Below are 22885 nucleotides of genomic sequence, written 5' to 3'. Positions count from 1 at the left end.
ATCGGATGACCGTGAAACCCCTCTGTCGCCGCGTGCATGCCGTTACTCCAAACAGACGATGCCCGCGCCCGTGCGTGCGCCGACACTCCCGTTCGTGGACCGTCGCGCTTCGTCCGTATCGTGCGGGCGGCCTGCACGACTCCGACTCGTCCAACATTCATGGAGACGCATGCAATGAAGTTTTCCCTCATCTACGAAGCCCAGACCACCGACGCATCGCGCGAGGGCGACCGCCGGGTATTCAGGGAGACGGTGGAGCAGGCGCTGCTCGCCGAGCAGGTGGGCTTCGACACGATCTGGTGCGTGGAGCCACATCGCTGACCCACTACGCGCACATGAGCGCGCCGGAAACCTTCCTGGCGTATCTGGCCGGACGCACGACGCGCATCGGCCTCGGCCACGGCCACGGCCACGGCCACGGCGTCGTGTGCCTGCCGCCGGCGATGAACCATCCGATCAAGGTCGCCGAGCGCGTCGCGCTGCTCGACATCCTGTCGGGCGGCCGCGTGCACTTCGGCGTCGGCAAGGGCGGCAGCCAGCAGGAGGCCGGCGCGTTCGGCTACGACCTGAACGAACTGCAGCCGATGATCGACGAGTCGATGTACCTCGTGCCGAAGATGTTCGTGCAGGACGAGATCGAGCACGACGGCACTTACATCAGGATTCCGAAGCGACCGATCCACCCGAAGCCGTTCCAGGATCCGCATCCGCCGATGTACCTCGCGTGCACCAACACCGACGCGCTGCTGCGCGCCGGCCAGCGCGGGATGGGCGCGCTCGTGCTCGGCTTCGGCGGCCCCGACGAAGTGGCGAAGAAGAGCGCGGTGTACCGCGAAGCGTGGGCAAACCGCAAGCCGGAAGACCAGGTCGGCTTCCGCCCGACCCGGCATCTCGCGGCGCTGTGCCCGGCGGCCGCCGTTCGGGCAATGTTTCAGTTGCGTGTCGACTCTTGCACAGGGAGGCCTGAATGAAACTGATCGCGCGCATGTCGACGGCAGCGCTGCCTTGCTGGCGCCGGGCGGTGCGGCCGACCGTGGGTTTGCCGCGCCGCCACTGCCTTCGCCGCCCGCCGGAGACGATTGCGAGGGTCAGTTGTCTTGAACATTGACATCGCCGGTTTGTGCAATCTTCGCCAGTACGCGCTTCTGGTATGCGTACCACGATGTCAGGCATTCCTTATCTCGACAATTTTTCTCTCGAAAGTTCCACTGCTTGCGGGTTCGTTCGGCAAACGCCGTTTTGTCGATGACGGCGTCTTTTGCTTGCTGATAGGTCGCGGCAAGATCCCGGTCGGACGCTGCAAGATCCGGATCGTGGCAGATCAGGAACTCCGGAATCGACTTTGCCTTAGTGCAATCGAAGCTTGTTTGTTGCAGTGGCGCGTTCGTTGCGTCACTGGCCGGTTGGTTTGCCACCGGCTGATCCGCAGGCATGTTCGATGGTGTCGAAACTGCCTTGTTCTGTGATTGTTGAGGTTGATTGAGTGTTTCCGTGTGCTGACCATAGGGGACCAGCTGCCCTGACATCGCGTCTTCAATCATCTCGCCGATCAGGGAATTGGGTACAACGCGGAGAGTTTCTGTTTTTAGAATCATGTCGCCGGCCATTGTTTGAGATTTGGCAAAATCACATGGCGCCGAACAAGTAATGCGATTGGAAACATTCGGATTGTCTTCATCGACCAGGAGCAGAATGTAGTTGCCGTCCCTGAGGCCGACGAAACGCATCATTACGAGTGCCTTCGTGGCTTTTCCTGCTCTCACGTCATCTTCACTCAATGCAGGCTCGTAACCATATGTGCCATCCTGGCTCATTGCGTAGTTGTGCGACGGGGGAGGCGGCGCAGAGGCTACCGCAGGAGGCGATGGCAGTGGCGCGGAGCCGGGGTTCGTTGCTGACGACTGAGCGCTGTTGTCCGATTGCTTCGAATTACAACCCGCTACGATGGTTGAAGCCAACAAAAGAAGAAGTGCGATACGTTTCACAGTTTCCCCGCTGGTCGATTGGCCTTTTGGATTGCCGATGGCTGGCGCGGATATTCAAGGTGAGATGCCTCGCCTTTAATAGTCCGGCAGCCGAATTGGTTTGATAGGTCGGCTTGGTCTCGGTCGGTGGATTGTACCAAGGTGCTTCGTCTGGATGGGGACCTGGAAAGTCAATAAATTGATACATCGTGGTTGCATATCGAATGATAAGCATGTGCCGGTATCGGTATTCCCCCTGAGTCGTCGCGCAAGATTCCGCATCCGCCGCAGTCGCGACCGCCACGAGGTCACACCTTTGCAACACTTTCGGGAAGCGTTGCGTCAATCGCGCTTGACGGCGACGAACTCACGTCCGCACCGAAGGCCGCCCGGCCTTGTCCCGCCTGCCCGGCGGCATCCACGCGCGATCCGGCCCGTCGCGCGTGCCGGCCTCGCATGCCGGAACGGGATGCGTTTCTGAAACATTTCTTCCGATTACCTCTCGCGTGACCGTTCGAGTTCGACGGTGATGCTTGTCCCGCGCAGGTTTGCGCGTCATGGCACGCGCCTTGCGGTTGCCCCGATGCCGCGGGTGCGGACGAAACCGGCCAGAGCGACGATCGCATCGGCGGCATGCAACGACATCGAACCAAACGGGGAATCGGATCGGGAGCGGGCGCCGCGCATGTCGTATCGGTCATGCGCAGGGCGCGATGCGCTCCCGATCCGTGGAACAGCAAGCGTGCTTGCAAGGTGTCGTGCCGGGGTTCGCATCGCGCATGGCGACGCAGGCCGCATGCGCCGGCGCGGCTCGCCCGGCACATGTCGGGGAGGCGCCCGTGAAAACGACAATGAACCAATGGGTTGCGGTCGCGGCGATGTGCGCCGCAAGCGCGCACGCGCAGGAGATCTACCTGCAGGGCGGTACGCAGGGCGCGGGCATCGGTGCGGCCGTGAGCTTCAATTCGATGCTGGGCGCGCATGCGGATTTCAACGCGATCGATCTTTCGCATGATTTCTCGGTCGCCGGCAATCGCTACCAGGACGACCTGAAGCTGCGCCAGGGCGGCCTGTACGCGGATATCTTTCCATGGCGAGGCAGCGGCTTCCGGGCGACGCTCGGGATGCGCTTCAACGACGATGAGCTGCGCGGCGTATCGGCGCCGACCGACGGGGCCTACGTGTTCGGCGGCAAGCGCTATCCGGCGTTGCCGGGGATGTATGCGGTCGCGCAAGCGCGTTATCCGACCGTGATGCCGTATGCCGGGATCGGCTACGGGCACCGGCCCGCGTCGAAAGGGCTGGGATTCGTCGCCGACCTCGGAGTTGCGTACGGGATACCGGAATGCACGTACACGCTCTCGCCGGCACTGGCGGCCGCGGCGGGGCCGGCGAAGAGCCAGATCCTGGCGGAGAGCGGGCTCGATGCGCTGCGGCAGGTGATGTCGCGCTATCGGTGGTACCCGGTGTTGCAGATCGGGGTTTCGTACCGGTTCTGAGCGGTCGGGGTGGGAGAGCGCGCGCCGGTCGTACAGAGGGGCATGGCCGATCGGCCGTCTTTTCCGTCGCGCTGATCCGGCTTACCTTGCACGCAGTTCGACGTGTCGAGCGAACTGCGCGAGTTGGCCGGATTCATGCGGCCGGTTCGCCGTTCGCTGACGCCAACCACCGTCCTCCTTCAGTGGTTCTGGATGATAGCAATGATTGCAATCCAGGATCGTCGCGCTATCATTGATAGCGATATCTGGATGGAGGGAACCATGGCAAATCTTCTGGTGCGCAACGTGGATGACAGGATCGTTCAGAGCCTGCGTGAGCAGGCTGCGGCAAACGGCAGGAGTGCCGAGGCCGAACATCGGGCCATTCTGGCCGATGCACTCGGTCGGCCCAAGCGAAGGACATTTGCGGAAGTGCTGACAAGCATGCCCGATGTTGGCGAAGACGCGGATTTTCAACGTGTTCAGGATTCCGGCGAGGTCAGGCGTGTTTTTGATTGATACGAACGTCATCAGCGAAATCAGGAAGGGCAAGCGAACCAACCGCGGCGTGCGGGCCTTCTTCAGGCAGGCCGAGGCGGACGCGAGCCCGCTGTACCTTTCCGTTGTGACGGTTGCTGAACTTCGACGCGGCGTCGATCTGATCCGTCATCGCGGCGATCACAGCCAGGCGTCGGCGCTGGAGGCGTGGCTCGCGACGATCCTGTCCGGCTATGCGCCGAACATCCTGCCGGTGGACATCGAGGTCAGCCAGATGTGGGGGCATTTGCGCGCGCCCGACCCGGCGCACGCACTCGACAAGCTCATCGCAGCCACTGCGCTGATCAACGATCTCACCGTGGTCACGCGCAACGTCGCGGATTTCTCCCGCACCGGCGTGCGGTTGCTGAACCCGTTCGACTGAGCCGGGTTGCCTGACGCGGCAGCCGGCGCGGGTTCGCCGCCTTCCCCGCGCGTCTGACCCGTTGCGCCGGGCGTCCGAACGCTCCCGTTCCCCGCCGCTTCTCGTCCCAACAGACGATGTAACGCCACCCCCGACCGGCAACGGATTCTGAACCAGGAGGAGGCCGACATGATCGATGTCCGTGCGCTGGGCTACGTCGTCGTCGAGGCGACGCGCGTCGATGCGTGGCGCCGCTACGCGGAAGACGTGCTGGGCATGCAGGCGCTCGACGCGCCCGGAGGCGCGCTGTACCTGAAGATGGATGAGCGCGACTTCCGCTACGTGATCGTCCCCGGCGCGGCCGACCGTTATGCCGCGTCGGGCTGGGAGCTGCCCGACGGCGCCGCGTTCGACGCCGCGCTGGCGGTGCTGCAACGTGCGGGTATCGAGCCGGTCCGCGCGACGCCCGGCGAAGCCGCGCTGCGCCGCGTGCAGGCGATGGCGTGGTGCACCGACCCGTCCGGCAACCGCCACGAGCTGTACTGGGGCGCGCGCTGCGACTTCCGCCGCTTCGTGTCGCCGCAGGGCGTCGCGCATTTTACCGGAATGCACGTACACGCTCTCGCCGGCACTGGCGGCCGCGGCGGGGCCGGCGAAGAGCCAGATCCTGGCCGAGAGCGGGCTGGATGCGCTGCGGCAGGTGATGTCGCGCTATCGGTGGTACCCGGTGTTGCAGATCGGGGTTTCGTACCGGTTCTGAGCGGTCGGGGTGGAAGAGCGCGTGCCGGGGAATCGTCGGTATCGCGGATACGGGCGTGACCACGGATACAGGCAAGAGGCGTGTTTTTTCCGTCGTCATGCCGAGTACGAGCTATGTCCGAAATGGGCTGCGGATTCAACCCGTCGATGCAACGAATTGATGAAATCGCTCAGCCGGTGTGTCGAAGTCTAGTGTCTTTCGCGCCCCCCCGATAAAGACGCCCGGTATGGCTTGGGGAGAAGCCACCCACACGGTGAAGGAGTCGCCGATCGAATGCATCCGGGCGGCGCCGTGAAGACTTGCCTTCGTGATGCGTCCATCGTGTCGGCGTCGAGCGAGTCTTTTCGGTCCTGGCGCGTGCAGGTGTTGATTGCCAATGTGCTGCCGTAGTGCGATCGGGATGCGCAATTTTTGCTCGAGAATTATCGCGCCAATCCCGCTGGGCTCGGTGCTTCCCGCAGGATTTCCCGGTACGGATATTCACCGGCCGGGTGGCCGTCAGCGGATTCGTGACAGCCTGACCAGGTACGCCAGAACTGCTACCTCGATTCCAGTGTTTCTTTCACGTTCGATTATGTGCGTCGCGCCGCCCTTTGCAGACAGGAACGCGACATACCTGAAGACGTTGTCCAGCGCTTCCGTGTCGGCGTGTACCCGGTCGATGCAAGGAACGGAAGCACTGCTTGCGCCTGCTCGAGGGCGGCACTCGCTGATGATCCAGTACCACACGGGCCACAGATGTCGCCCGTCATCGAGCCCGGTTTCTTTGCCTGCCGTGGAGAAAGGGGGGCCGGGAAAGGGCTGATCCGGACAGGTCGATCGCTGGGCCAGTCGGCGCGAGCAAGCACGTGCAGCCATGCATCGATTCCGGCATAGACATGATTCTTCGTGGATTTCCAGGGATGTTGCTTGCAGAACCTCAAGGGACGTTCGCAATCCGGGACGGCAGCCCCTAGATACGAGTCCACCTCTACCGACCGCGACGTGACGTCATCAGTTTCACCGGGATTGCCAATGTCATGCCCGGAAATTCCTGCCCTCCGGCCGATGGAAACGCCAAGCGGACTTCATTGCGAGACGGTTGCCCTGGCAATCGCCGCGCGGTAAGGCTCGGCTAACGCGGCTCCTTCTCGATAGAGAATCCTGGTCGCCCAGCATGCGTCGTGGGGAGAGACCGTTCCCGGGTTTTGCAGCACCGAAATGAATTTCTGCGCTTCCTGCGGAGAGAGTGTGGCTTTTATTCTGGACATGGCTTCGTTGACATCCTCCTGCTTGAGTGTCGGAATAGGATCCTGTCGCAATGCGGCCAGTACGGCGTCGGCCCCGGATGAAAACCAGAAATCGGCGTCGGCCTCGTTCAGCTTGACTAGGGCTTGGTCCATTGCGCTCGGCCCAGGCGTTGACGAGGGGCCCTGCAGGAGCGCCACGCACTCGGATTCGCTCGCCTCGTCGAATATCCTGGACACGATTCGCATCCTGGTCTCGAGCGTTGCATCGTCGAGCCGCGTCATGCCATTCAATGCCAGGCGGGTGCCGCGGCTTGTTGCATTCTCGCGCGTCGTCCGGGCTGCGAATGCCTGAAAGTCCGGATCGGAGGTCACTCGCATGACGTATTTCGCGTAGCTCGCATGGATTGGCGTGGATTCGGGGAAGGGGTTGTGGATCTCCTCGCCTTGAATGTTCGCCTCCGCATCAGGTGCTGCATCCGCGCGCCCGATCGTCAGTGCAAGTACAAGCAGCACGCACTTGTGAATTCCGTTGCCGTTCATGTCGATTACCGTTTTGTTCAGATTGTGTGAATGGCGTCAAGCGTAAATGCCGGCCGGCAAGGGTAACGCAGAGAGGTCGGCGCGTGGAGCGGCCGTCGTCGGGAGACAAGCACGACGGATCAGGCTTGGCCGCTGCCAACCGTGACGGAAGGGCGCTGCCCGACTGTCCGTGAATGACCCGGGCGGCATGTGATTGCTCTGAGCACAGTGCTTCAGTGTGGAAGGCCGCTGTTTGCGATCCCGCGTTTCCGCGGACATGCACGGTTCATCAAGGAAATGGCGCCGGTTATGGATTCGCAAGTCGTCAGGGCGGACAGCATTGACGAACGACCAAGTCCACATCGCTTTGCGGGTTGTCTGTCGGTCAACTGATCTGGCGTACAGTGGCATCGGCCTTCAAACCCGGCTGACGGCTGGCAAGCGACGTCGAAAGTCCAGGAAGCGCGAGATGCTGATGTGCCGAAGCGGGTGACACAGCATTGCGCCAAAATGAGCTTTGCATATGGTGGAATGAAGGTGGGGTTCGAGTGTGCTTGCCGCTTCGCGGCAGGGATTGGGCGTATGGGCAGCAAAGTGGCTTTGTTGTATGGTCGCAGCGAAGTTCCGAAGCTTCACTTCTTCAGTCGGGAGAAAATGATGGCGCAAGTCGCGTACGTTGTAGCGAAGCAAGTGGATGGACAGGTTCAAAGCTGGCAGATGAGCCCGGTTAGCGTCCCTCAGCAGTCGTTGCCTGATGCTTTTAACGCCGGTTACAAGGTCGTCAGTACGACAAGTACAACTGACTTTGTGCTGGTAATCGTCGAGCAATAGAGCGGGAAGTACCGTCGGTGCCATGTACTTGGCTGCCTTTCTTTGGCCTCGATTGGAAAAGACAGGCTTCGGCAAGAGACTGTTCATGGCGCACAGGCAAGTGCCTGGTTTTTATGGCGGCAAGATGCACGCTCCGGCAAGCGTTTTTTTGCCAAAATACGCACCGGGCTAATTGAAATGGAAAGAAATACGTCGGATCGCCATGCCTGTTTGCTAACACGAACGTCATCAACGAAATCAGGAAAGGCTCGCGAACCCATTGCGGTGTGCGGGCCTTCTTCGTTCAGGCAGGCCGCGGCGGACGCAAGCCGAGCCTACCCGAATCTTTGTGTGTGAGACATGAACTGACGGCCAAGGAGACTTCATGCCGTCCGAACGTCCGCAATCACGGGAGCGGTTTCCCGACGGTGCGCTCGCCGCCCGCCAATGCACGTTGTCGCGACTGCTTCCGTGGCCAGGTCTAGAACGTCGAGAATTCCCAGATATGGTCCTTGCCGTGTTGCCTGACGAACGCCTTCAGCCTCGCGATATCGGAAATTTGCCCGGAATCGAGGTCTTCGTGCCGGCCGTTCGTGACGTAATCGAGCGCGTCCGGCGCAAGTTCGAAGGCGTGCTGCACGACGAGACGCCGCGCCCCGACACGTCGCTGGCAAAGATGGCGAAGCTCGAACCGCTGATGCGGGGCGGCTCGCTGACGGCCGCCGTCGCGAGCCAGACCGGCGATGCGGCCGCCGCGCTGCATCACGTGTTCGAGCCGCGCTGAGGGCGGGTGTGCCGGCCAAAAATCCGGGGCGCATCGAAACGGGCGCTGTCGGCCGGCAACGCCCGTCGCACAAGGCGCGCACGGCAGCCGCGCGGATGCACTGCACCGAAAGGGCTTGACGAGGTGGCGATTTCGGCGTAGTGTCCGAGACCGAAGTCGTCAAGAAGTTCGATTGCTCATCATTCGCCGCATACCATGCGGCAGTCGTTGGTCTCTCCCTCTTTTGATCTTTCTGTGCCCGTCACGGGCGCATGTTCAATCTTTTGTAAATTGCATTAAGGAAGTATTTGTGGATACCGGTACCGTCAAGTGGTTCAACGAAACCAAGGGCTTTGGTTTCATTTCCCCGGACAACGGCGGCGACGATCTGTTCGCCCATTTCTCGGAAATTCGCGGCACGGGCTTCAAGACCCTGGCCGAAGGCCAGAAGGTCAGCTTCGAAGTGAAGCGCGGCCCGAAGGGTCTGCAAGCGTCGAACATCACGCCGCAGTAAGCCGCATCGGCAGCGGCCGCCACGCGGCCGTCGCCGGCCGGATTCTCGCGCGGGACGCCGTTTGACCGGCAGTCCGCGCGATCCGATGCGCACGACCGATGCATCGCGGCATTCGCGATGCATCGGTCGTGACGCCTCCCTCATCGCATGCCCGAACGGCGTGCGACGCAACGCCCTCGCGAAGCGCCCGTCGCTTCGCCAGCGCATCACCGCTTCAACGCATCAACCCGAGCAGACCGCCGCCATGCCTTGGCCGGCGCGGTCCCGACCTGCGCGGCGCTCATCGCGCCGCCGCCACCGACCGCCCGAACGCCGCAACGCGCCGGGCTCCGATCGCAAGACAGGCCCTTGGCCCGTCTGAACGAACCGATCCCCGGCAGCCTGCCGGCCGCTGTCCCGTTGCGGGACAGCGCACCGGGCAGATCGCCGCGGCCGCGGTCAATCACCTTGTCTGGAGGAATTGGTTTGGCAAAAGAAGAACTGCTGGAACTGGACGGAATCGTCGACGAAGTGCTGCCGGACAGCAAATACCGTGTCACGCTGGAAAACGGCGTCGTGGTGGGCGCCTACGCGTCGGGCCGCATGCGCAAGAACCACATCCGCATTCTCGCGGGCGACCGCGTGACACTGGAACTGTCGGTGTACGACCTCACCAAGGGCCGCATCAACTTCCGGCACAAGGACGCGAATTCGCCGCGTCCGCCGCGAACCGGGCAGCCGCGCCGCTAAGCGGCCGGGATCGGGCGCGCGACGCGCCCCGATCGCAATCTGTCCGGCCATGAGCCGGGCAACCCCGACGGGCGGCGCGGTTCGCGCCGTTTGCCGGCGGCATCGCGCCGCGGCGGCCGCATCGCCTTCACCGGCCGCCGTGCGTGCACTACGCTCAGGCCGCCGCGTCCCGCAGGAAATCCTCGACGATCGTCGCGAAATACGGCGGACATTCCTGCATCGGGTAATGCCCGCAATTCGGGATCGTCGCGAGCCGCGCATGCGGATGCCACGCGAGGAACGTCGCCTGCATCGCCGCGGCGTCGAGCCCCGGGTCCTTGTCGCCGACGATCACCAGGAAGCGCGTGTCGAGCCCGCGCACGTCGTCGACGAAATCCGTTCCCGTCAGCATGTCGAGATACGCGAGCCGGCAGCCCGGCGCCGTGCGCTCGCGGTTCTGCCGCAGCTTCACGTCGGCCCAGCGCGCCGACAATCCCCCCGTCACGTAGCGCGCGAGCCGTCGCAATGCATCGTCGTCGACGGTCGTGCTCGCGAAGAATGCGCGCGCGTCGTCGTTCAGGCGATTGCCGGCCGCCGACATCGGGCATACGGCGATCGCGCTCAGGATGCGCTCGGGCGCGTCGGCGGCGAGTCGCTGCGTCGCCATGCCGGTCATCGAATGGCCGATCACGTGAAAGCGCTGCCAGCCGAGCCGGTTCGCGAGCGCCAGGCAGTCGGCCGAGATTTCGGCGACGGTATACGCACCGGTCAGGTGGGCGGATTCGCCGTAACCGCGCAGATCGACGAAGACATAGGTAAACGCCGCGTCGTCGAGATACGGCAGCAGCGCCGCGTAGTTCGTCCGGTCGCCGAGCCAGTCGTGCAGGACCATCACGCAGGCGGGGCCCGTGCCGTACTGCAGGTAGCCGAGGCCGTCGTGGCCGTTTGCCGGGCGGGAGGCGAGGGTGTCGATACGATTCATTTCAAGGGTTTCCTTCTGGTTGGGAGAACCAAAACGAAACGCCCTCCCGGCGGACCGGGAGGGCGTCTTGAAAGTGCATCGATCGTATCGGGCCGTCCGGCGAAAGTCAACGGCCGGGGCGCGGGCGAGGGCCAACCGGTTACGCCGCGACCGCCCGAGCCATCGTCAGCGCCGCGTCCTCGATCATGTCCTCCTGCCCGCCGACGAGCCGCTGCCGGCCCAGTTCGACGAGGATGTCGCGCGCCGGTATCCCGTACTTCGCTTCCGCGCGCTTCGCGAACAGCAGGAACGACGAATAGACGCCCGCATAGCCGAGCGTCAGCGCGTCGCGGTCGAGGCGGATCGGGGCGTCCAGGATCGGCGCCACGAAATCCTCGGCGACGTCCGAGATCGCGAACACGTCGACGCCCGTGTCGATCCCCATCCGGTCGCACACCGCGACGAACACTTCCATCGGCATGTTGCCCGCGCCGGCGCCGAGCGCGATCGTGCTGCCCGCGTGTGCGTCGGAAACGGCGGTGCACGTCAGCAGCGCGGCGGCCAGCGTCGACAGCGTGGCGGTCGCCCGCCTGTCGGTACGGCGCGAAATCCGTTGATGCATGGTGTCTCCTCTTGGGGGATCGACGGCGATCGACCGTGTGTTGTCGTGAGAGGCAGGGTAGGGAGATCGCGGTAGCAGGGAATCGTCGAAATGAACTAGATGACTTCCATAGGACAGCCAACCAATCGATTTCGCAACGCCCGCCCGGCGCGGTTCAGCGCGCGGTTACCACGGAGACATGATGAAACGCACCGAAGACCTGTTCGACCTGCACGGCAAGGTGGCCGCGATCACCGGCGGCGCGCGCGGCATCGGCGCGGAGACGGCGCGCACGCTGGCCGCCGCCGGCGCGCGCGTCGCGATTCTCGACGTGCTGTCGCAACCGGCCGAAGCGCTGGTCGACGAGATCCGCGCGTAGGGCGGCCAGGCTGCGTTATGGCTGCTCGACGTGACGCACGAGGCCGACGTGGCGCGCGTGTTCGGAGAGATAGTCGCGCGCTTCGGGCTTCTCGACGTACTCGTGAACAACGCGGGCATCGAAGGCCACAACGTACCGACGCACGAACTCACGCTCGCGCAGTGGCAGCGTGTGCAGGACGTGAACGTCAACGGCGTGTTCCTGTGCACGCGTGCGGCTATCCCGCTGCTCGAAGCGGCCGGTGGCGGTTCGATCGTGAACCTGTCGTCGATGTACGGGATCGTCGGCGGGGCCGACGTGCCGGCCTATCACGCGTCGAAAGCCGCGGTGCGGATGATGGCGAAGGTCGACGCGATGCTGTATGCGGCGAAGAACATCCGCGCGAATTCGGTGCACCCCGGTTCGACGCGAAGGCGAAGGGCACGCGGATTTATCAGCGACTGGCGGCGGATTGCCTGCTGACGATCCGGCGGCTCGACGGGTGAACGCGCGTCCGGGCCGGCCAGGATGCGCCGGATTGCCGGGCAGGTTGCCGTTGCCGTAAGATCGGCACAGGACTCTCCCATCGGCATCCGCGTCACATGAAAAAAAGCATACGTTTGCGGTTCACCGTCATTGCGTCGGCTTTTGCCGTCTACAGCGTTTACATGCACATCCAGCAGCTCGTCAGCGGTTGCGTGTGGGTCAGGGGCCATCAGCGCTGCAGTTTCGAGAACAGTGCGAATTTCGAAGGGTGGATGGATCTCGACCTGATGATTACCTGTTGCTGGGTCGCCGCGGCGGTGGTGGGGTGGATTGCCGTCGCGCAGGCCGCGAAGAAGCCGGGCTGACGATCGGTGTGCGCCGCGAACCCGGTCGCTGTCGATGCGTGACGGCGATTGGCGGGGCGACGACGGGGCACGCCGCGCCGCAGCGCTCGCGCGCCGAAGGGACAACGGGCCGACGGGCTTGGCCCCTCTTTGCATCTCGCTACGCCGGTTGCCGGAAACGCCGGCCAAGGCCGCCGGTCGTTGTGCTTTTGCCTTCCGCGCCGGGATAATGATCCGGCGTCGCGCATGCTGCGCGAAGGGAGGCTCCCATGCAATTTCCCACGGGGTCGGTGGTCGCGCTCAGCTCGGCCGCCGCGACGATGTTTTCGATGGGCATGCTGTTTCTCGGCTACTGGGGGTTCCACGAGCCGCTGCCGTGGCGGTTCGGCGACTATGTCGTGATCGTGCCCGGGCTGGCGGGCTTCGCGTGCCTCGCCAGCGTGCCGTTTCTGGCGACGTCGCCGATGAAGACCCCCGGCGACGAGTCGCGGATGCTGGTCGCGCGGCGCGTGTTTCTGTGCGGCGCGAGTGCGGTGTGGTGCGCGATCGTCGCGTCGCTGTTCGTGTGAGAGCCGGGGCCGCCGGCGGTGGCGGACGCGGTCGTGCGCGGCGCGCGGCGCACGACCCGAACGAACGGGTGCGGTTCGACAGGAGCGTTGCGATGAAGATCTGCTTTCCCTGCGTTCAGGCAGCCGCCGTATGGTGCGCGATGGTGGTCGTGGCGACGCCGGCGTTCGCGGGCAGCGAGATGCCCGACATGAACGGGGCGGACACGACGATGTCCTCGCCGGATGCGGCGCTGACGGATGCCGAGGTCAAGGAGATCGATGCCGGGCGCGGGCTGGTGACGCTGGAGCACGGCGCGCTCGACAACATCGGGATGCCGGCGATGACGATGGCGTTCAACGTGGCGGACGCGGCAATGATCCGGTCGCTGCACGTGGGCGACAAGGTCAGGGTGCGCGTCGAGAGCGTCAACGGCACGCTCACGATCGTGAGGCTCGTGAAGCGGCCATGACGGACGAGCCGGCGCGGGCGTGACGGCAATACGGGGCGGGACCCGCCCCTTCGTCGTTTGATGCTACGTAACGCGGAGCCCGCGTTACGCGCGTGTTACCGGTGACGGCAAGGCCTGATCGCACCGGGGCGATCGGCGACGGATGCCGGGTGCGATAGCCGCGGACGGCCACCGGCAATGCGCGCGCAGGCATGCGTGCCGATCCGTCGTGGGCGTCGATCGGGATGGCACGATCGATGCTTGTCGGGATGGTCGAGCTGAAAAGCGAAGGGGGCTTTCATGCAAATTCATTTCGTCAGGACGAACGTGGCGCTCGCCGCCATTGCCGCTGCGTGCGCACTGGCTGCCTGTGGCGGCAGCGACGTTACGGCACCGACGCCGGGCGGTGGCACCATCGGAACGACGAGTACGAGCGGGACGAGCGGGAGCAGTGGCACGAGCGGGAGCAGTGGCACGAGCGGAACCAGTGGCACGAGCGGAACCAGTGGCACGAGCGGAACCAGTGGCACAAGCGGAACCAGCGGCACGAGCGGAACCAGTGGCACGAGCGGAACCAGTGGCACAAGCGGAACCAGTGGCACGAGCGGAACCAGCGGCACGAGCGGAACCAGTGGCACAAGCGGAACCAGCGGAACCAGCGGCACGAGCGGCACGAGCGGCACGAGCGGCACAAGCGGCACGAGCGGCACGAGCGGCACAAGCGGCACGAGCGGCACAAGCGGCACGAGCGGCACAAGCGGCACAAGCGGCACAAGCGGCACAAGCGGCACAAGCGGCACAAGCGGCACAAGCGGCACAAGCGGCACGAGCGGTACCCCCGGCACGAACGGCATCATCAGCTCCGTCGGCGCGGTCGTCATGGACGCCGGCGCCACGATTTCCGGCGTCAGCCCGCCCGGGGCGACCAAGGGCGTGACGACCGGCCTCGGCAACATGGTCACGGGCGCGGGCACGATCGTCCGCGATACGACCAACGCCATCAGCAACGGCATCGGCCAGATCGGCTTCACGGCGAATCCCGTCGGGACGACAGTGGCCGGCCTCGGCACCATCGTCGGCTCGACCGGCAATCCGGTCGCCGGCCTCGGCGAAACGGTGAAGGCGCTCGGCACCGGCCCGCTGTCGCCGCTGGCGCCCCTCACGACACCCGTCGGCGGCCTGCTCGATACGGTGGCCGGCGGCCTGAAGACGGGCGGCACCATGCTCGGCTCGGCGCTGTCGTCGGGCCCGGTCCAGCAGACCACGCAAGCGATCAGCACGGCGATTACGCCGCTCGTGACGACGGTCGGCCAGGTCACGCAGCAGGTCGGCGCGGCAACCGGCCTCGGGCAGCCGGTCGCGGGCCTGCTCGGGCAGGTCGGCGGTGCGATTACGTCGGCGGGGTGGAAGGTGACGTCCACGTCGCCGCAGCCGCTGGTCGGCGGCGTCGGCGAACTCGTCCGCGCGGTCGGCAACACGGTGACCAATGTGGGCGGTCTCGTGAACGCAAGCGGCGCGAACGGCGCGGTGCCCGTCGCGGGCCTGGTGACGAGCGTGGTCGGCGGCATCCCGGCGACCGTGCACGGCGGTTCCGCAACCGGCACGGGCGGAAACGGCGGTTCGCCGCTGGGCGGTCTCGCCAATCCGCTCGCACCCGTTACGGGGCTGCTGGGCGGCCTGCTCGGCGGCGTGACGGGCAAGTAGTCGCGCGGTCGCCTCGTCCGGCGGCAACCGGCCCGGCGGATGTCGGCGGCAGGTTGCCGCCGACCGCGAGCGCTCGACGCGCGGCCGCGTGCCGGCGTCGGGGCCCGGTCGCGCGATGCGTCATTCGCGGACGACGTCGCGCGGCGACGGCGGTCGCGCCATCCCGCGCGCCGGCAGCGGCGTCGACATCACGATCGACGTGCGTGTTTCGCCGTACAGGTTGATGCGTTCGATCAGTTGTTCGAGATGGGCCATGCTGGTCGCGACGAAGCGCATGACGTACGAGTCGGCCCCCGTCACGTGATGGCATTCGACGACTTCGGGGATCGTCTCCAGCAGCTTGAGGAATTTCGCCTTGGCCGGCTGCGGCACCGTGATGCCGATCAGCGCGCTGACCGGATAGCCGGCCGCGGCAGGATTGATCCGGGCCGTGTAGCCCGCGACGACGCCGGCCGCCTCGAGGCGCTTCACGCGCTCCGTCACCGCCGGCACCGACAGGTGCACCTGGCGCGCCAGCTCCGTATAGCTGATGCGGCCGTTGGCCTGCAACAGCGTCAGTACCTTCCAGTCCAGATCGTCCATTGCGGCTTTTTTTTAAGGTGGAGCGGCTATTTTTCCTTAAAAACCGCATTCAGCGATGACGGGACTTTCCCTACGATGCCTGTTCGTCCCGTTGCATGTCGCAAGGAGCAGGCAATGTTGTTCATCCAATCCGTCGTGATCGGGCTGTCGATCGCGGTGCCGGTCGGCCCGATCGGCATGCTGTGCATACAGCGCAGCCTGAGCCGCGGCTTTCACGCGGGGTTCGCGACAGGCGTCGGCGCCGCGTGCGCCGACGCGATCTACGGCCTGCTCGGCGCGCTCGGTGTCGCGGGTGTCGTCACCGCATTTCCGATGCTTGCCGTCGGCCTGAAGATCGGCGGCGGCGCGTTCCTCGTGTGGCTGGCGTGGACCGTCGCGCGACAGGCGCCGGCCGCATCGACGCCGCAGCGCGACGTGTCGCGCCGCACGACCGTCGTGCGCGATTTCCTGACGACGTTCGGCCTGACGCTGTCGAACCCGATGACGATCCTGTCGTTCGTCGGGATTTTCGCGGCGCTGGGGCCGCTGTCGGGGGCGAGGGATGCGGCGGCGTGGCCGGCCGTCGCGCTGATGGTCGGCGGCGTGTTCGCCGGGTCCGCGGCCTGGTGGCTGTGCCTGAGCAGCGCGACCGCCGCGCTGCGCACGAAGATGTCGTTCGCATTCGTGCACGCGTTGTCGCGTGTATCGGCCGCCGTGATCGCGGTGTTCGGCGCGGTTCAGGTGGTCGCGGGCGTGAAGGGCTTCGTCTAGCGGGGTGTTGCCTTCCGGGAGGCCGCCGCGTTGACCTTTCCGGGGCGCAAAACCCTCCGCGGGTATCGATTCCGGATGCGATCAGATGGGGCGAAAGACGGCGTACTGGTCGCCGTCGAGCTTTTCCATGTACCGGTAGTCGTGGAGCGTCAGGCTGACGGGCTGGAGCGATTTCTCGTCGGCGGCCTCCGTCTCGCTGCTGGCGCGCGCATTGAACAGATGCGAGGCGTTCGCCGAGTTCACGAGGAAATCCAGGCCCTTCGCATTCCAGTCGAGATGCCCCCGGAGCAGATAGAAATGCATGATGCCGCATTGCTGATGCGCCCAGAAGTCATGCCACATGAAGGAATCGGGCCGCCACACGGAATTGTGGCTCTCGAAATAGGAGGTCCCGCTCATCGGCATGCATTCGGGCGTCGAGATGATGATGTAGCGCGCCCGGTAGTTCAGGAATTCCAGGAGATCGCGGCCATGAGAGTGGCGCATGTGTTCAATGACATCGCCCAGGATGATCGTGTCGTACGCGTCGCCGGGGCGATCGTAGAGCGTGTCGCTGAGGCCGGCGATGATGTCGTCGTAGCCGTTGTCGATCAGCAGCGGATGGGTTGCCTCGTCGCATTCCAGTGCGGTGAAGCGGCAATCCGGCACGACATCCCGGAGCATGCGTCCGTATTTCCCGCCGCCGGCGCCGATGTCCAGTATTTTTCCCGGATCGATCAGCCTGATCAGGTAGCGTGTCAGTTGATCGAAGGTGGGCCACGAATATCCGATCTGCTCCAATTGAATCTCCAGGCGGGATTGGCTTGAACAATCGATCGTCGTCACGTCACGGTTCGTGCCGGCAGGCGCGGGCGGCGAACCGGGTCGTCGGGCGTGCGGCGCCATCCATCGCAAGACGGCGGCGTGAAATTCGCGATCGACGGCTCGAGGGCCGATCACCGCGCGTCGGGCGCTTATTTTCGGCGCGTGCCGCCCACCGTACGGCCTGACGGAGCAAATGTCCAGCAGGGTTCTCCGGCCTCGACGGCCCGGCAGTGCGTGCGTCGTGTCGGGACCGGGCGTTCGGGGCGTTCAGGCCGGTCGCCCCGGACGGCGTCGCAACGTGTTTCGACGATGATGGTGGGTTCGACGCTCGTCGGCGTGCCGAGTTCGGCATTTCGCCTGTCGACGTCGTCGAGCGGGAGCAGGATGGGCCAGGGTTGCGTTCTTCCGGTTTTCCGCGGCGAAACCCTGGCCGGGCCGGCGCGTGCGGCGGACAGCGCGGCCGCTGTCCGTTCGAAGCCTTGCCGCGCCGCGCCAAGGCTTCTTCATCGACGCGTCAGAACGTATAGCTGATCTTCCCGAACGCGGTACGCCCCAGCGTGTTGTAACCGTACGCGGTCACGTACTGGCGATCGAACAGGTTCGACAGCGTGGCCGACACCGTCAGGTGCGAATTGATCCGGTACGACGCACGCAGGCCCACCGTCAGATACGACGGCAGATAGGTCATGTTCGCCGGATCGTCGAACGTCGTGCCGCCGTAGAGCAGCGACGCGCCCGTGCTCAGCGCGTGCAGGTGCAGCTCGTCCCACGTGTGGTCGATGCTCAGGCTGACCGTCTGGCGCGGCCGGCGGTTCAGCCAGGAGTCGTTGGTCTCGTCCTGCGGATTCAGGAGCCCGACCGCGAGGCTCACCGGCGTCGAGTTGCCGATCGTCCCCTTGTACGACAGGTCGAGCCCGCTGACATGCGCACGGCCGATGTTGATCGGCGAATAGGTCAGCGGGTTGTACGCGATCAGGTTGGTGATCCGCGTGTCGTAGATCGCGGCCGTGAACGTGCCGTACGACGTGTTCGCGTCGATCGCGGCCTCGACCGACGTATTGCGTTCCGGACTGAGGTTCGGATTGCCGTAGCCGGGGTAGTACAGGTCGTTGAACGTCGGCAGGCGGAACCCGTTGCCGTACGACACGCGCGCCGTGTAGACCGGCGTGATCGCCCACGACAGCGCGGCGTTGCCGGTGTTCACCGACTGCCCGGCGATGATCTCGTGACGGCCCGCGAGGAACAGGGTCACGGGGCCGAGCGTTGCCGACTGATGCAGCGAAAACGCGGAATCGTTGCGCGTGGGCACGCCGGTTGGAATGTCGATCGGCAGGAACGCCTGCTCGCGCGTGAAATCGTAGGCCAGCTTGGTCTCGCCCGACAGCGGCAGGCCGAACAGGTGGAAGCCGCGTTCCTGATGGGTCAGCGACGTCGACGTGCTGATGCGCTGCGAATTGATCTGGTCGGTCGGGACGGCCGGATTGCTTGCGTAGAGGAACTGGCGATCGTTCGAATAACCGAACGACTGGTCGAACTGCGTGTCGGGCGTGATGTCGAGGTGGAACGCGATACCGGTCGTCAGCTGATGATCGAGCTGGCGGTCTGCGTAGCCGATGTTGTCGAAGGACAGATCGGACCGGTGATACAGCGCGAACGTCGAGATCGACCAGTTGTCGCGCGCATAGCCGAGCCGCGCATCGAGATCCTGCGCGTGGTACGGGTTGCGGCCGGCCTCGTGGTACGGCAGCACGGGCTGCGTCGCATCGATGCCGGCCGTGTTGTACGAGTGCAGGCCCAGCGAGTAGGTGAGCCCGCCGAGCGCGGCGAGCGGCCCGGTCGACGGCACCGTGCCCGAGGTGCGCAGCTGCGTGTCGAAGGTCTTGTTCGACCCGCCGCCGAACGAGACGGTCGTCTGGTTCGGCTGGTTGGAGGCGCGGCGCGTGAAGAGCTGCACGACGCCGCCCATCGCATTGGCGCCGAACGACGCGGCGGCCGGCCCCGAGATCACCTCGACGCGTTCGAACGCTTCAGTCGGCAGATCCGACCACGGCGCGATGCCGGTGGTCGACGAGCCGATCCGGATGCCGTCGATGAACACGGCGACCTGGCTTGCCGACGAACCGCGGATGCTGACCGACGCGGACGAACCCGGGCCGCCGTTCTGCGACACGGTCACGCCGGGCAGCGTCGCGAGCGCCTCGGTGATGCTCGGGTCGCTCGGCGACAGCCGGTCGAGATCGGTGCGCGTGAGCACCTGGGTCGTCGCATAGCGCTGGTCGAACGACTCGGGCAGCCGCCGCGTGTCGGTCACGGTGATCGCCGGCAGGTCGGTGGCGTCGGCGGCGGGGGCCGTCGGCGAGGCCGCGAGGTCGCCGGCGGCGTGCGCGGCGGGCGAGAGCAGGGCGGTCGCGGCGGACGTGGCAAGGAGGTGTCGAATCTTCATGAGGCTGTCGTTGTTGTCGGGCTGCGCGTGGGCGACCGGGAACGGGCGGCGGGCAGCGCCGGTTTTGTTATCGGTGATCGGGCGGGTTATCGCGCGACCGGGCCGGTCAGGCTGCTGTCGCGGGCGTCGGCGCGGCGCGGGCCGGCGGACGCGATCGACATGGCACGGCGCGCGGGCGGGGCGTGCGCGCCGGCGGCGGGCCGGTGCGACGCTTGCGGCGCGCAAGCGGATGCGGTAACGGAGGACATCGGGCAGATCCTGAGGTCGGGCCGTCCATGCAACGGGCGACCGCCAGCGGCGGCGCCTGGCGCATCGGGACACCCCGCCCGGTGCGGCTGCTTGGACCTCGGGTCGATGGCAGGTCTCCTGGCTCGCGGGTCGCGATGCGTGCCGGCCTTCCCGGTTTCCCAGTGGCATGCGGTGGCACGGATTCGCCGCTCACAGTTGCGGGGGCAGCCGCAGATTCGAGGCGCCGCCTCTCCTGCGTTCCCATTTGATCCCGTTTCCGGGAACCATCAGCGCGCAAGGGTAATGGCGGGCGCGCCGGCGCGTCAATTGTCCGGTTGCGCAGGGGTGCGAAAAAACGTCATTGCCGGAAAAAACGGTTGGAATCCTGTTCATCGTGCGTCGCCGCCGCCTTTCATGTCTGACGAAACGGGGCGGTTCGCCGCCGTTCGGTCGCACCGGAACCGGCTCGGCGCGACACCCGTCCACCGGGCGAACGCGCGGCGGAACGCCTTCTCGCCGCCGAACCCGGGGTGCGCGGCGATCCGTGCGACCGGCTGGCCCGGGTCGCGCTGGCGGCGCGGGCGCCCGATCTCGTTCAAACAGGCGAGGCGGACACGAGGCGGGTGTTGCATGTTGCTGCGGATATCGCGGGCCGAACGGCCCGCGCGCACGGCTTCCTTCATCGACCCGACAGGACTCCGACCGACATGACGAAAACGATTCGCTTCGACGGCGGCACCGCCGTGATCACCGGCGCGGCCAGCGGCATCGGCAGCGGGCTCGCACGCCGCGCGGCCGCCCTCGGCATGCGCGTCGTGCTGGCCGATCTCGACGCGGCGAAGCTCGACGCATTCGCCGCGACGCTCGACACCGACACCGACACCGACACCGACACCTTGTGCGTGCCGACCGACGTCAGTTGCCCGGAAGCCGTCGACGCGCTGGCGGCCGCGGCCTGGCAGCGCTTCGGCGGCGCGGACCTGCTGTTCAACAACGCGGGCGTGATGGCCACCGGCTTCAGCTGGGAAATCACGCCGGAACGCTTCGAGCGCAGCTTCGCGATCAACGTGCACGGCGTGCTGAACGGGATCCGCAGCTTCGTGCCGCGCATGCTCGAGCGCAACCTGCCCGCGCGGGTCGTGAACACCGCATCGGTGGGCGGATTCCTGCCGAGCCCGTTGATGACGCCGTATTCGGCGACGAAATTCGCGGTGGTCGCGCTGACCGAATCGCTGTACGGCGAACTGAAGATGCTCGGCGCGCCGGTCGGCGTGTCGCTGCTCGCACCGGGCCCCATGCACTCGGGCATCTTCGACGATCCGTTCGGCACCGCGCACGACCGGCCCGAGGTGCGCGGCTTCGTCGACACGATGCGCGCGATGCTGAACGCGCACGGCCTCACGCCCGACGCATTCGCCGAGCGCGTGTTCGACGGCGTCCGGGAGGAGCGCTACTGGCTGATCCCGCAACCGGAGACGATCGACGGCGCGCTGCAGCGGCGCACCGACGCGATCCTCGCCGCCCGCGATCCGTCGCTGCCGTCGTTCTGAGGCCGGGCGCGGCAGCGGCGCCCGGCGCGCGCCGTCACATGTGCGAGCCGGCGTGCGTGCGGCCGCCCGGGTCGTCGCCGCGATCGGGCGGCGTATTGTTCTGATCGATCTTCGCGAGCACGATGCCGGCGCGCGGCAACGCGCCGGGCGAACGGTGCGCGGCCTGCGCGGCGGGGTCGTGCGGCGATGTCGAGGGAAAACCGGTGAACGTCGCGCCCGGTTGAGCGAACGCCGTAAGAGAGGCGGCCGCCAGGGCGGCGGCGACGATCGCGTGCGTATTCATGGTGGCTCCTTCACGACTGACTGCGGGACAACCTATTCAGTCTAGGGCGCCAAACTTAACGCGACGGCAAGTCGCGACGGCGCGCGGATGACGGCATCTTTCCGCGCGCCGCTGCGCTCAGGCCGGGGCCGACACCAGGCTGCAGAAGTTCTCGAGATCGACGTTGCCGCCGCTGATCACGACGCCGACGCGCTTGCCCCGCAGCGCGTCCTTCATCCGGCGCACGGCCGCGAACGACAGGCAGCCGGTCGGTTCGACCACGATCTTCATGCGCGTCGCGAAGAAGCGCATGCAGTCGACCAGTTCCGCGTCCGTCGCGGTCAGGATGTCGTCGACGTCGCGGCGGATGATCGCGAACGTCAGTTGACCGAGGTGCTGCGTCTGCGCGCCGTCGGCGATCGTGCGCGGCGTGTCGATATGCACGATCGCCCCGGAGCGGAACGATTGCTGACCGTCGTTGCCCGCCTCCGGCTCGACGCCGTACAGCGTTGCCTGCGGCGACAGCGCCCGCGTGGCGAGCGCGGTGCCCGACAGCAGCCCGCCGCCGCCGAGCGGCGTGAACACCGCGTCGAGCGGGCCGACTTCGTCGATCAATTCCTTGGCGGCGGTGCCCTGGCCGGCGATCACGTCCGCGTGATCGTAGGGCGGGATCAGCGTGAACCCGTGCCGCTCGGCGAGATCGCGCCCGATCTGCTCGCGATCCTCGGTGTAGCGGTCGTAGGTCACGACGTTGCCGCCGTAGCCGCGCGTCGCCGCCATCTTCGCGGCCGGCGCGTCCTGCGGCATCACGATCGTCGCGGGGATGCCGAGGATGCGCGCCGACAGCGCGACGGCCTGCGCATGGTTGCCGGACGAGAACGCGACGACGCCGTGGCGCCGCTGCGTCGCGTCGAAGCGCGACAGCGCGTTGAAGGCGCCGCGGAACTTGAAGGCGCCCATGCGCTGCAGGTTCTCGCATTTGAAGAACACCTGCGCGCCGAGCGCTTCGTCGATCGTCCGCGACGTCATGACCGGCGTGCGGTGCGCATGGCCTTCGAGCCGGGCCGCGGCGGCGGCGACATCGTCGTAAGTGGGGAGGGTCGGAGAGTTCATGATCGTTCGAGGGTCGGAAAGGTCAAGTGAACGGGCGCGCCGCGCGCACGCGGCGC

At 66.0% G+C, this 22885-nt stretch carries 21 protein-coding genes, 5 pseudogenes and 1 riboswitch; of the genes and pseudogenes, 16 read left to right on the top strand and 10 right to left on the bottom strand.

The genetic code is table 11. The features are described 5' to 3' along the window. Nucleotides 1–174: 174 nt before the first annotated feature. Nucleotides 175–908, top strand: a pseudogene (locus GQ57_RS05075) (LLM class flavin-dependent oxidoreductase); the annotation flags it as partial. Between the two features lie 180 nt (nt 909–1088). On the opposite strand, the gene GQ57_RS38915 reads toward GQ57_RS05075, so the two are convergent. Together GQ57_RS38915 and GQ57_RS43270 are read right to left on the bottom strand one after the other, a co-directional pair. After that, nucleotides 1089–1814 (bottom strand): lysozyme inhibitor LprI family protein, encoded by a 726-nt coding sequence (locus GQ57_RS38915; protein WP_174923141.1) that lies wholly within the window; start codon nt 1812–1814, stop codon nt 1089–1091. A 115-nt stretch (nt 1815–1929) separates the two neighbouring features. Then, on the bottom strand, nt 1930–2199 hold the full coding sequence (locus tag GQ57_RS43270) for a hypothetical protein (protein WP_162531553.1): 270 nt from the start codon (nt 2197–2199) through the stop codon (nt 1930–1932). 544 nt (nt 2200–2743) lie between these two features. Here GQ57_RS43270 and GQ57_RS05070 point away from each other — a divergent pair. From GQ57_RS05070 to GQ57_RS44235, 4 genes and pseudogenes are all read left to right on the top strand, one after another. Beyond that, entirely contained in the window at nt 2744–3463 is a 720-nt protein-coding gene (locus GQ57_RS05070) for a hypothetical protein (RefSeq protein ID WP_081894815.1), read from the top strand. A gap of 261 nt (nt 3464–3724) precedes the next feature. After that, entirely contained in the window at nt 3725–3961 is a 237-nt protein-coding gene (locus GQ57_RS05065; protein ID WP_031397566.1) for a FitA-like ribbon-helix-helix domain-containing protein, read from the top strand. After that, nucleotides 3948–4364: a type II toxin-antitoxin system VapC family toxin gene (locus GQ57_RS05060; protein ID WP_235215025.1), complete on the top strand. Its 417-nt coding sequence runs from the start codon at nt 3948–3950 to the stop codon at nt 4362–4364. Before GQ57_RS05065 ends, GQ57_RS05060 begins: the two co-directional genes overlap by 14 nt. A gap of 168 nt (nt 4365–4532) precedes the next feature. After that, nucleotides 4533–4943: pseudogene (locus GQ57_RS44235) on the top strand (VOC family protein); the annotation flags it as partial. Between the two features lie 1227 nt (nt 4944–6170). On the opposite strand, the gene GQ57_RS05050 reads toward GQ57_RS44235, so the two are convergent. Beyond that, on the bottom strand, nt 6171–6872 hold the full coding sequence (locus GQ57_RS05050; RefSeq protein WP_031397563.1) for a hypothetical protein: 702 nt from the start codon (nt 6870–6872) through the stop codon (nt 6171–6173). A 489-nt stretch (nt 6873–7361) separates the two neighbouring features. Between GQ57_RS05050 and GQ57_RS05045 the strand changes: the two genes are divergently transcribed. The 4 genes and pseudogenes from GQ57_RS05045 (at nt 7362) to infA (ending at nt 9667) form a co-directional block, all read left to right on the top strand. Further along, on the top strand, nt 7362–7682 hold the full coding sequence (locus tag GQ57_RS05045) for a hypothetical protein (RefSeq protein WP_152603196.1): 321 nt from the start codon (nt 7362–7364) through the stop codon (nt 7680–7682). A 604-nt stretch (nt 7683–8286) separates the two neighbouring features. Next, nucleotides 8287–8436, top strand: a pseudogene (locus GQ57_RS41355) (acetyl-CoA C-acetyltransferase); the annotation flags it as partial. A 298-nt stretch (nt 8437–8734) separates the two neighbouring features. Then, nucleotides 8735–8938 carry a cold-shock protein gene (locus tag GQ57_RS05040; RefSeq protein WP_006483056.1) on the top strand — a complete coding sequence of 68 codons (204 nt, stop codon included), beginning with the start codon at nt 8735–8737 and terminating at the stop codon, nt 8936–8938. Between the two features lie 465 nt (nt 8939–9403). Further along, nucleotides 9404–9667: a translation initiation factor IF-1 gene (gene infA, locus GQ57_RS05035; RefSeq protein ID WP_011355053.1), complete on the top strand. Its 264-nt coding sequence runs from the start codon at nt 9404–9406 to the stop codon at nt 9665–9667. A gap of 154 nt (nt 9668–9821) precedes the next feature. Here the strand turns inward: infA and GQ57_RS05030 are convergent, their stop codons facing one another. Both GQ57_RS05030 and GQ57_RS05025 read right to left on the bottom strand, forming a co-directional pair. Beyond that, nucleotides 9822–10628: an alpha/beta fold hydrolase gene (locus tag GQ57_RS05030; RefSeq protein WP_052001085.1), complete on the bottom strand. Its 807-nt coding sequence runs from the start codon at nt 10626–10628 to the stop codon at nt 9822–9824. 139 nt (nt 10629–10767) lie between these two features. After that, nucleotides 10768–11109, bottom strand: a pseudogene (locus tag GQ57_RS05025) (4-hydroxy-2-oxovalerate aldolase); the annotation flags it as partial. 301 nt (nt 11110–11410) lie between these two features. Between GQ57_RS05025 and GQ57_RS05020 the strand changes: the two are divergent. The 5 genes and pseudogenes from GQ57_RS05020 to GQ57_RS38470 form a co-directional block, all read left to right on the top strand. Continuing rightward, nucleotides 11411–11998 (top strand): annotated as a pseudogene (locus GQ57_RS05020) (SDR family NAD(P)-dependent oxidoreductase); the annotation flags it as partial. Nucleotides 11999–12168: 170 nt separating this feature from the next. Then, nucleotides 12169–12417 carry a hypothetical protein gene (locus GQ57_RS05015; RefSeq protein WP_031397557.1) on the top strand — a complete coding sequence of 83 codons (249 nt, stop codon included), beginning with the start codon at nt 12169–12171 and terminating at the stop codon, nt 12415–12417. Between the two features lie 248 nt (nt 12418–12665). Continuing rightward, nucleotides 12666–12965 (top strand): hypothetical protein, encoded by a 300-nt coding sequence (locus tag GQ57_RS05010; RefSeq protein WP_034197275.1) that lies wholly within the window; start codon nt 12666–12668, stop codon nt 12963–12965. A gap of 92 nt (nt 12966–13057) precedes the next feature. After that, a complete protein-coding gene (locus GQ57_RS05005) occupies nt 13058–13414 on the top strand; it encodes a copper-binding protein (RefSeq protein ID WP_034197274.1) in 357 nt (118 codons plus the stop codon). A 279-nt stretch (nt 13415–13693) separates the two neighbouring features. After that, nucleotides 13694–15097 carry a collagen-like triple helix repeat-containing protein gene (locus tag GQ57_RS38470; RefSeq protein WP_063934556.1) on the top strand — a complete coding sequence of 468 codons (1404 nt, stop codon included), beginning with the start codon at nt 13694–13696 and terminating at the stop codon, nt 15095–15097. Nucleotides 15098–15217: 120 nt separating this feature from the next. Here the strand turns inward: GQ57_RS38470 and GQ57_RS04990 are convergent, their stop codons facing one another. Next, a complete protein-coding gene (locus tag GQ57_RS04990; protein ID WP_031397553.1) occupies nt 15218–15679 on the bottom strand; it encodes an Lrp/AsnC family transcriptional regulator in 462 nt (153 codons plus the stop codon). A 114-nt stretch (nt 15680–15793) separates the two neighbouring features. Here GQ57_RS04990 and GQ57_RS04985 point away from each other — a divergent pair, with 114 nt between their 5' ends. Continuing rightward, the gene (locus GQ57_RS04985) at nt 15794–16429 is read left to right on the top strand and encodes a LysE family translocator (protein WP_034197272.1); all 636 of its coding nucleotides are present in this window, start codon (nt 15794–15796) and stop codon (nt 16427–16429) included. Between the two features lie 81 nt (nt 16430–16510). Here the strand turns inward: GQ57_RS04985 and GQ57_RS04980 are convergent, their stop codons facing one another. Together GQ57_RS04980 and GQ57_RS04975 are read right to left on the bottom strand one after the other, a co-directional pair. Beyond that, the gene (locus tag GQ57_RS04980; RefSeq protein ID WP_152603195.1) at nt 16511–17254 is read right to left on the bottom strand and encodes a methyltransferase domain-containing protein; all 744 of its coding nucleotides are present in this window, start codon (nt 17252–17254) and stop codon (nt 16511–16513) included. 493 nt (nt 17255–17747) lie between these two features. Continuing rightward, entirely contained in the window at nt 17748–19676 is a 1929-nt protein-coding gene (locus GQ57_RS04975; RefSeq protein WP_031397550.1) for a TonB-dependent receptor domain-containing protein, read from the bottom strand. Nucleotides 19677–20015: 339 nt separating this feature from the next. Further along, nucleotides 20016–20208, bottom strand: a riboswitch (cobalamin riboswitch). Nucleotides 20209–20611: 403 nt separating this feature from the next. Between GQ57_RS04975 and GQ57_RS04965 the strand changes: the two genes are divergently transcribed. Continuing rightward, nucleotides 20612–21454 carry an SDR family NAD(P)-dependent oxidoreductase gene (locus GQ57_RS04965; protein ID WP_034197269.1) on the top strand — a complete coding sequence of 281 codons (843 nt, stop codon included), beginning with the start codon at nt 20612–20614 and terminating at the stop codon, nt 21452–21454. A 34-nt stretch (nt 21455–21488) separates the two neighbouring features. Here GQ57_RS04965 and GQ57_RS04960 read toward each other — a convergent pair whose 3' ends face one another. Then, nucleotides 21489–21737, bottom strand: coding sequence for a hypothetical protein (locus GQ57_RS04960; protein WP_031397547.1), 249 nt, complete (start codon nt 21735–21737; stop codon nt 21489–21491). Between the two features lie 117 nt (nt 21738–21854). After that, nucleotides 21855–22829, bottom strand: a complete 975-nt coding sequence (locus tag GQ57_RS04955) for a threo-3-hydroxy-L-aspartate ammonia-lyase (RefSeq protein ID WP_034197268.1) — start codon at nt 22827–22829, stop codon at nt 21855–21857. Nucleotides 22830–22885: the final 56 nt, after the last annotated feature.

Origin of the sequence: Burkholderia sp. MSh2, assembly GCF_000731655.1 — a bacterium.
GTDB lineage: Bacteria > Pseudomonadota > Gammaproteobacteria > Burkholderiales > Burkholderiaceae > Burkholderia > Burkholderia paludis.
This window is presented reverse-complemented; position numbering and strand designations above follow the sequence as displayed.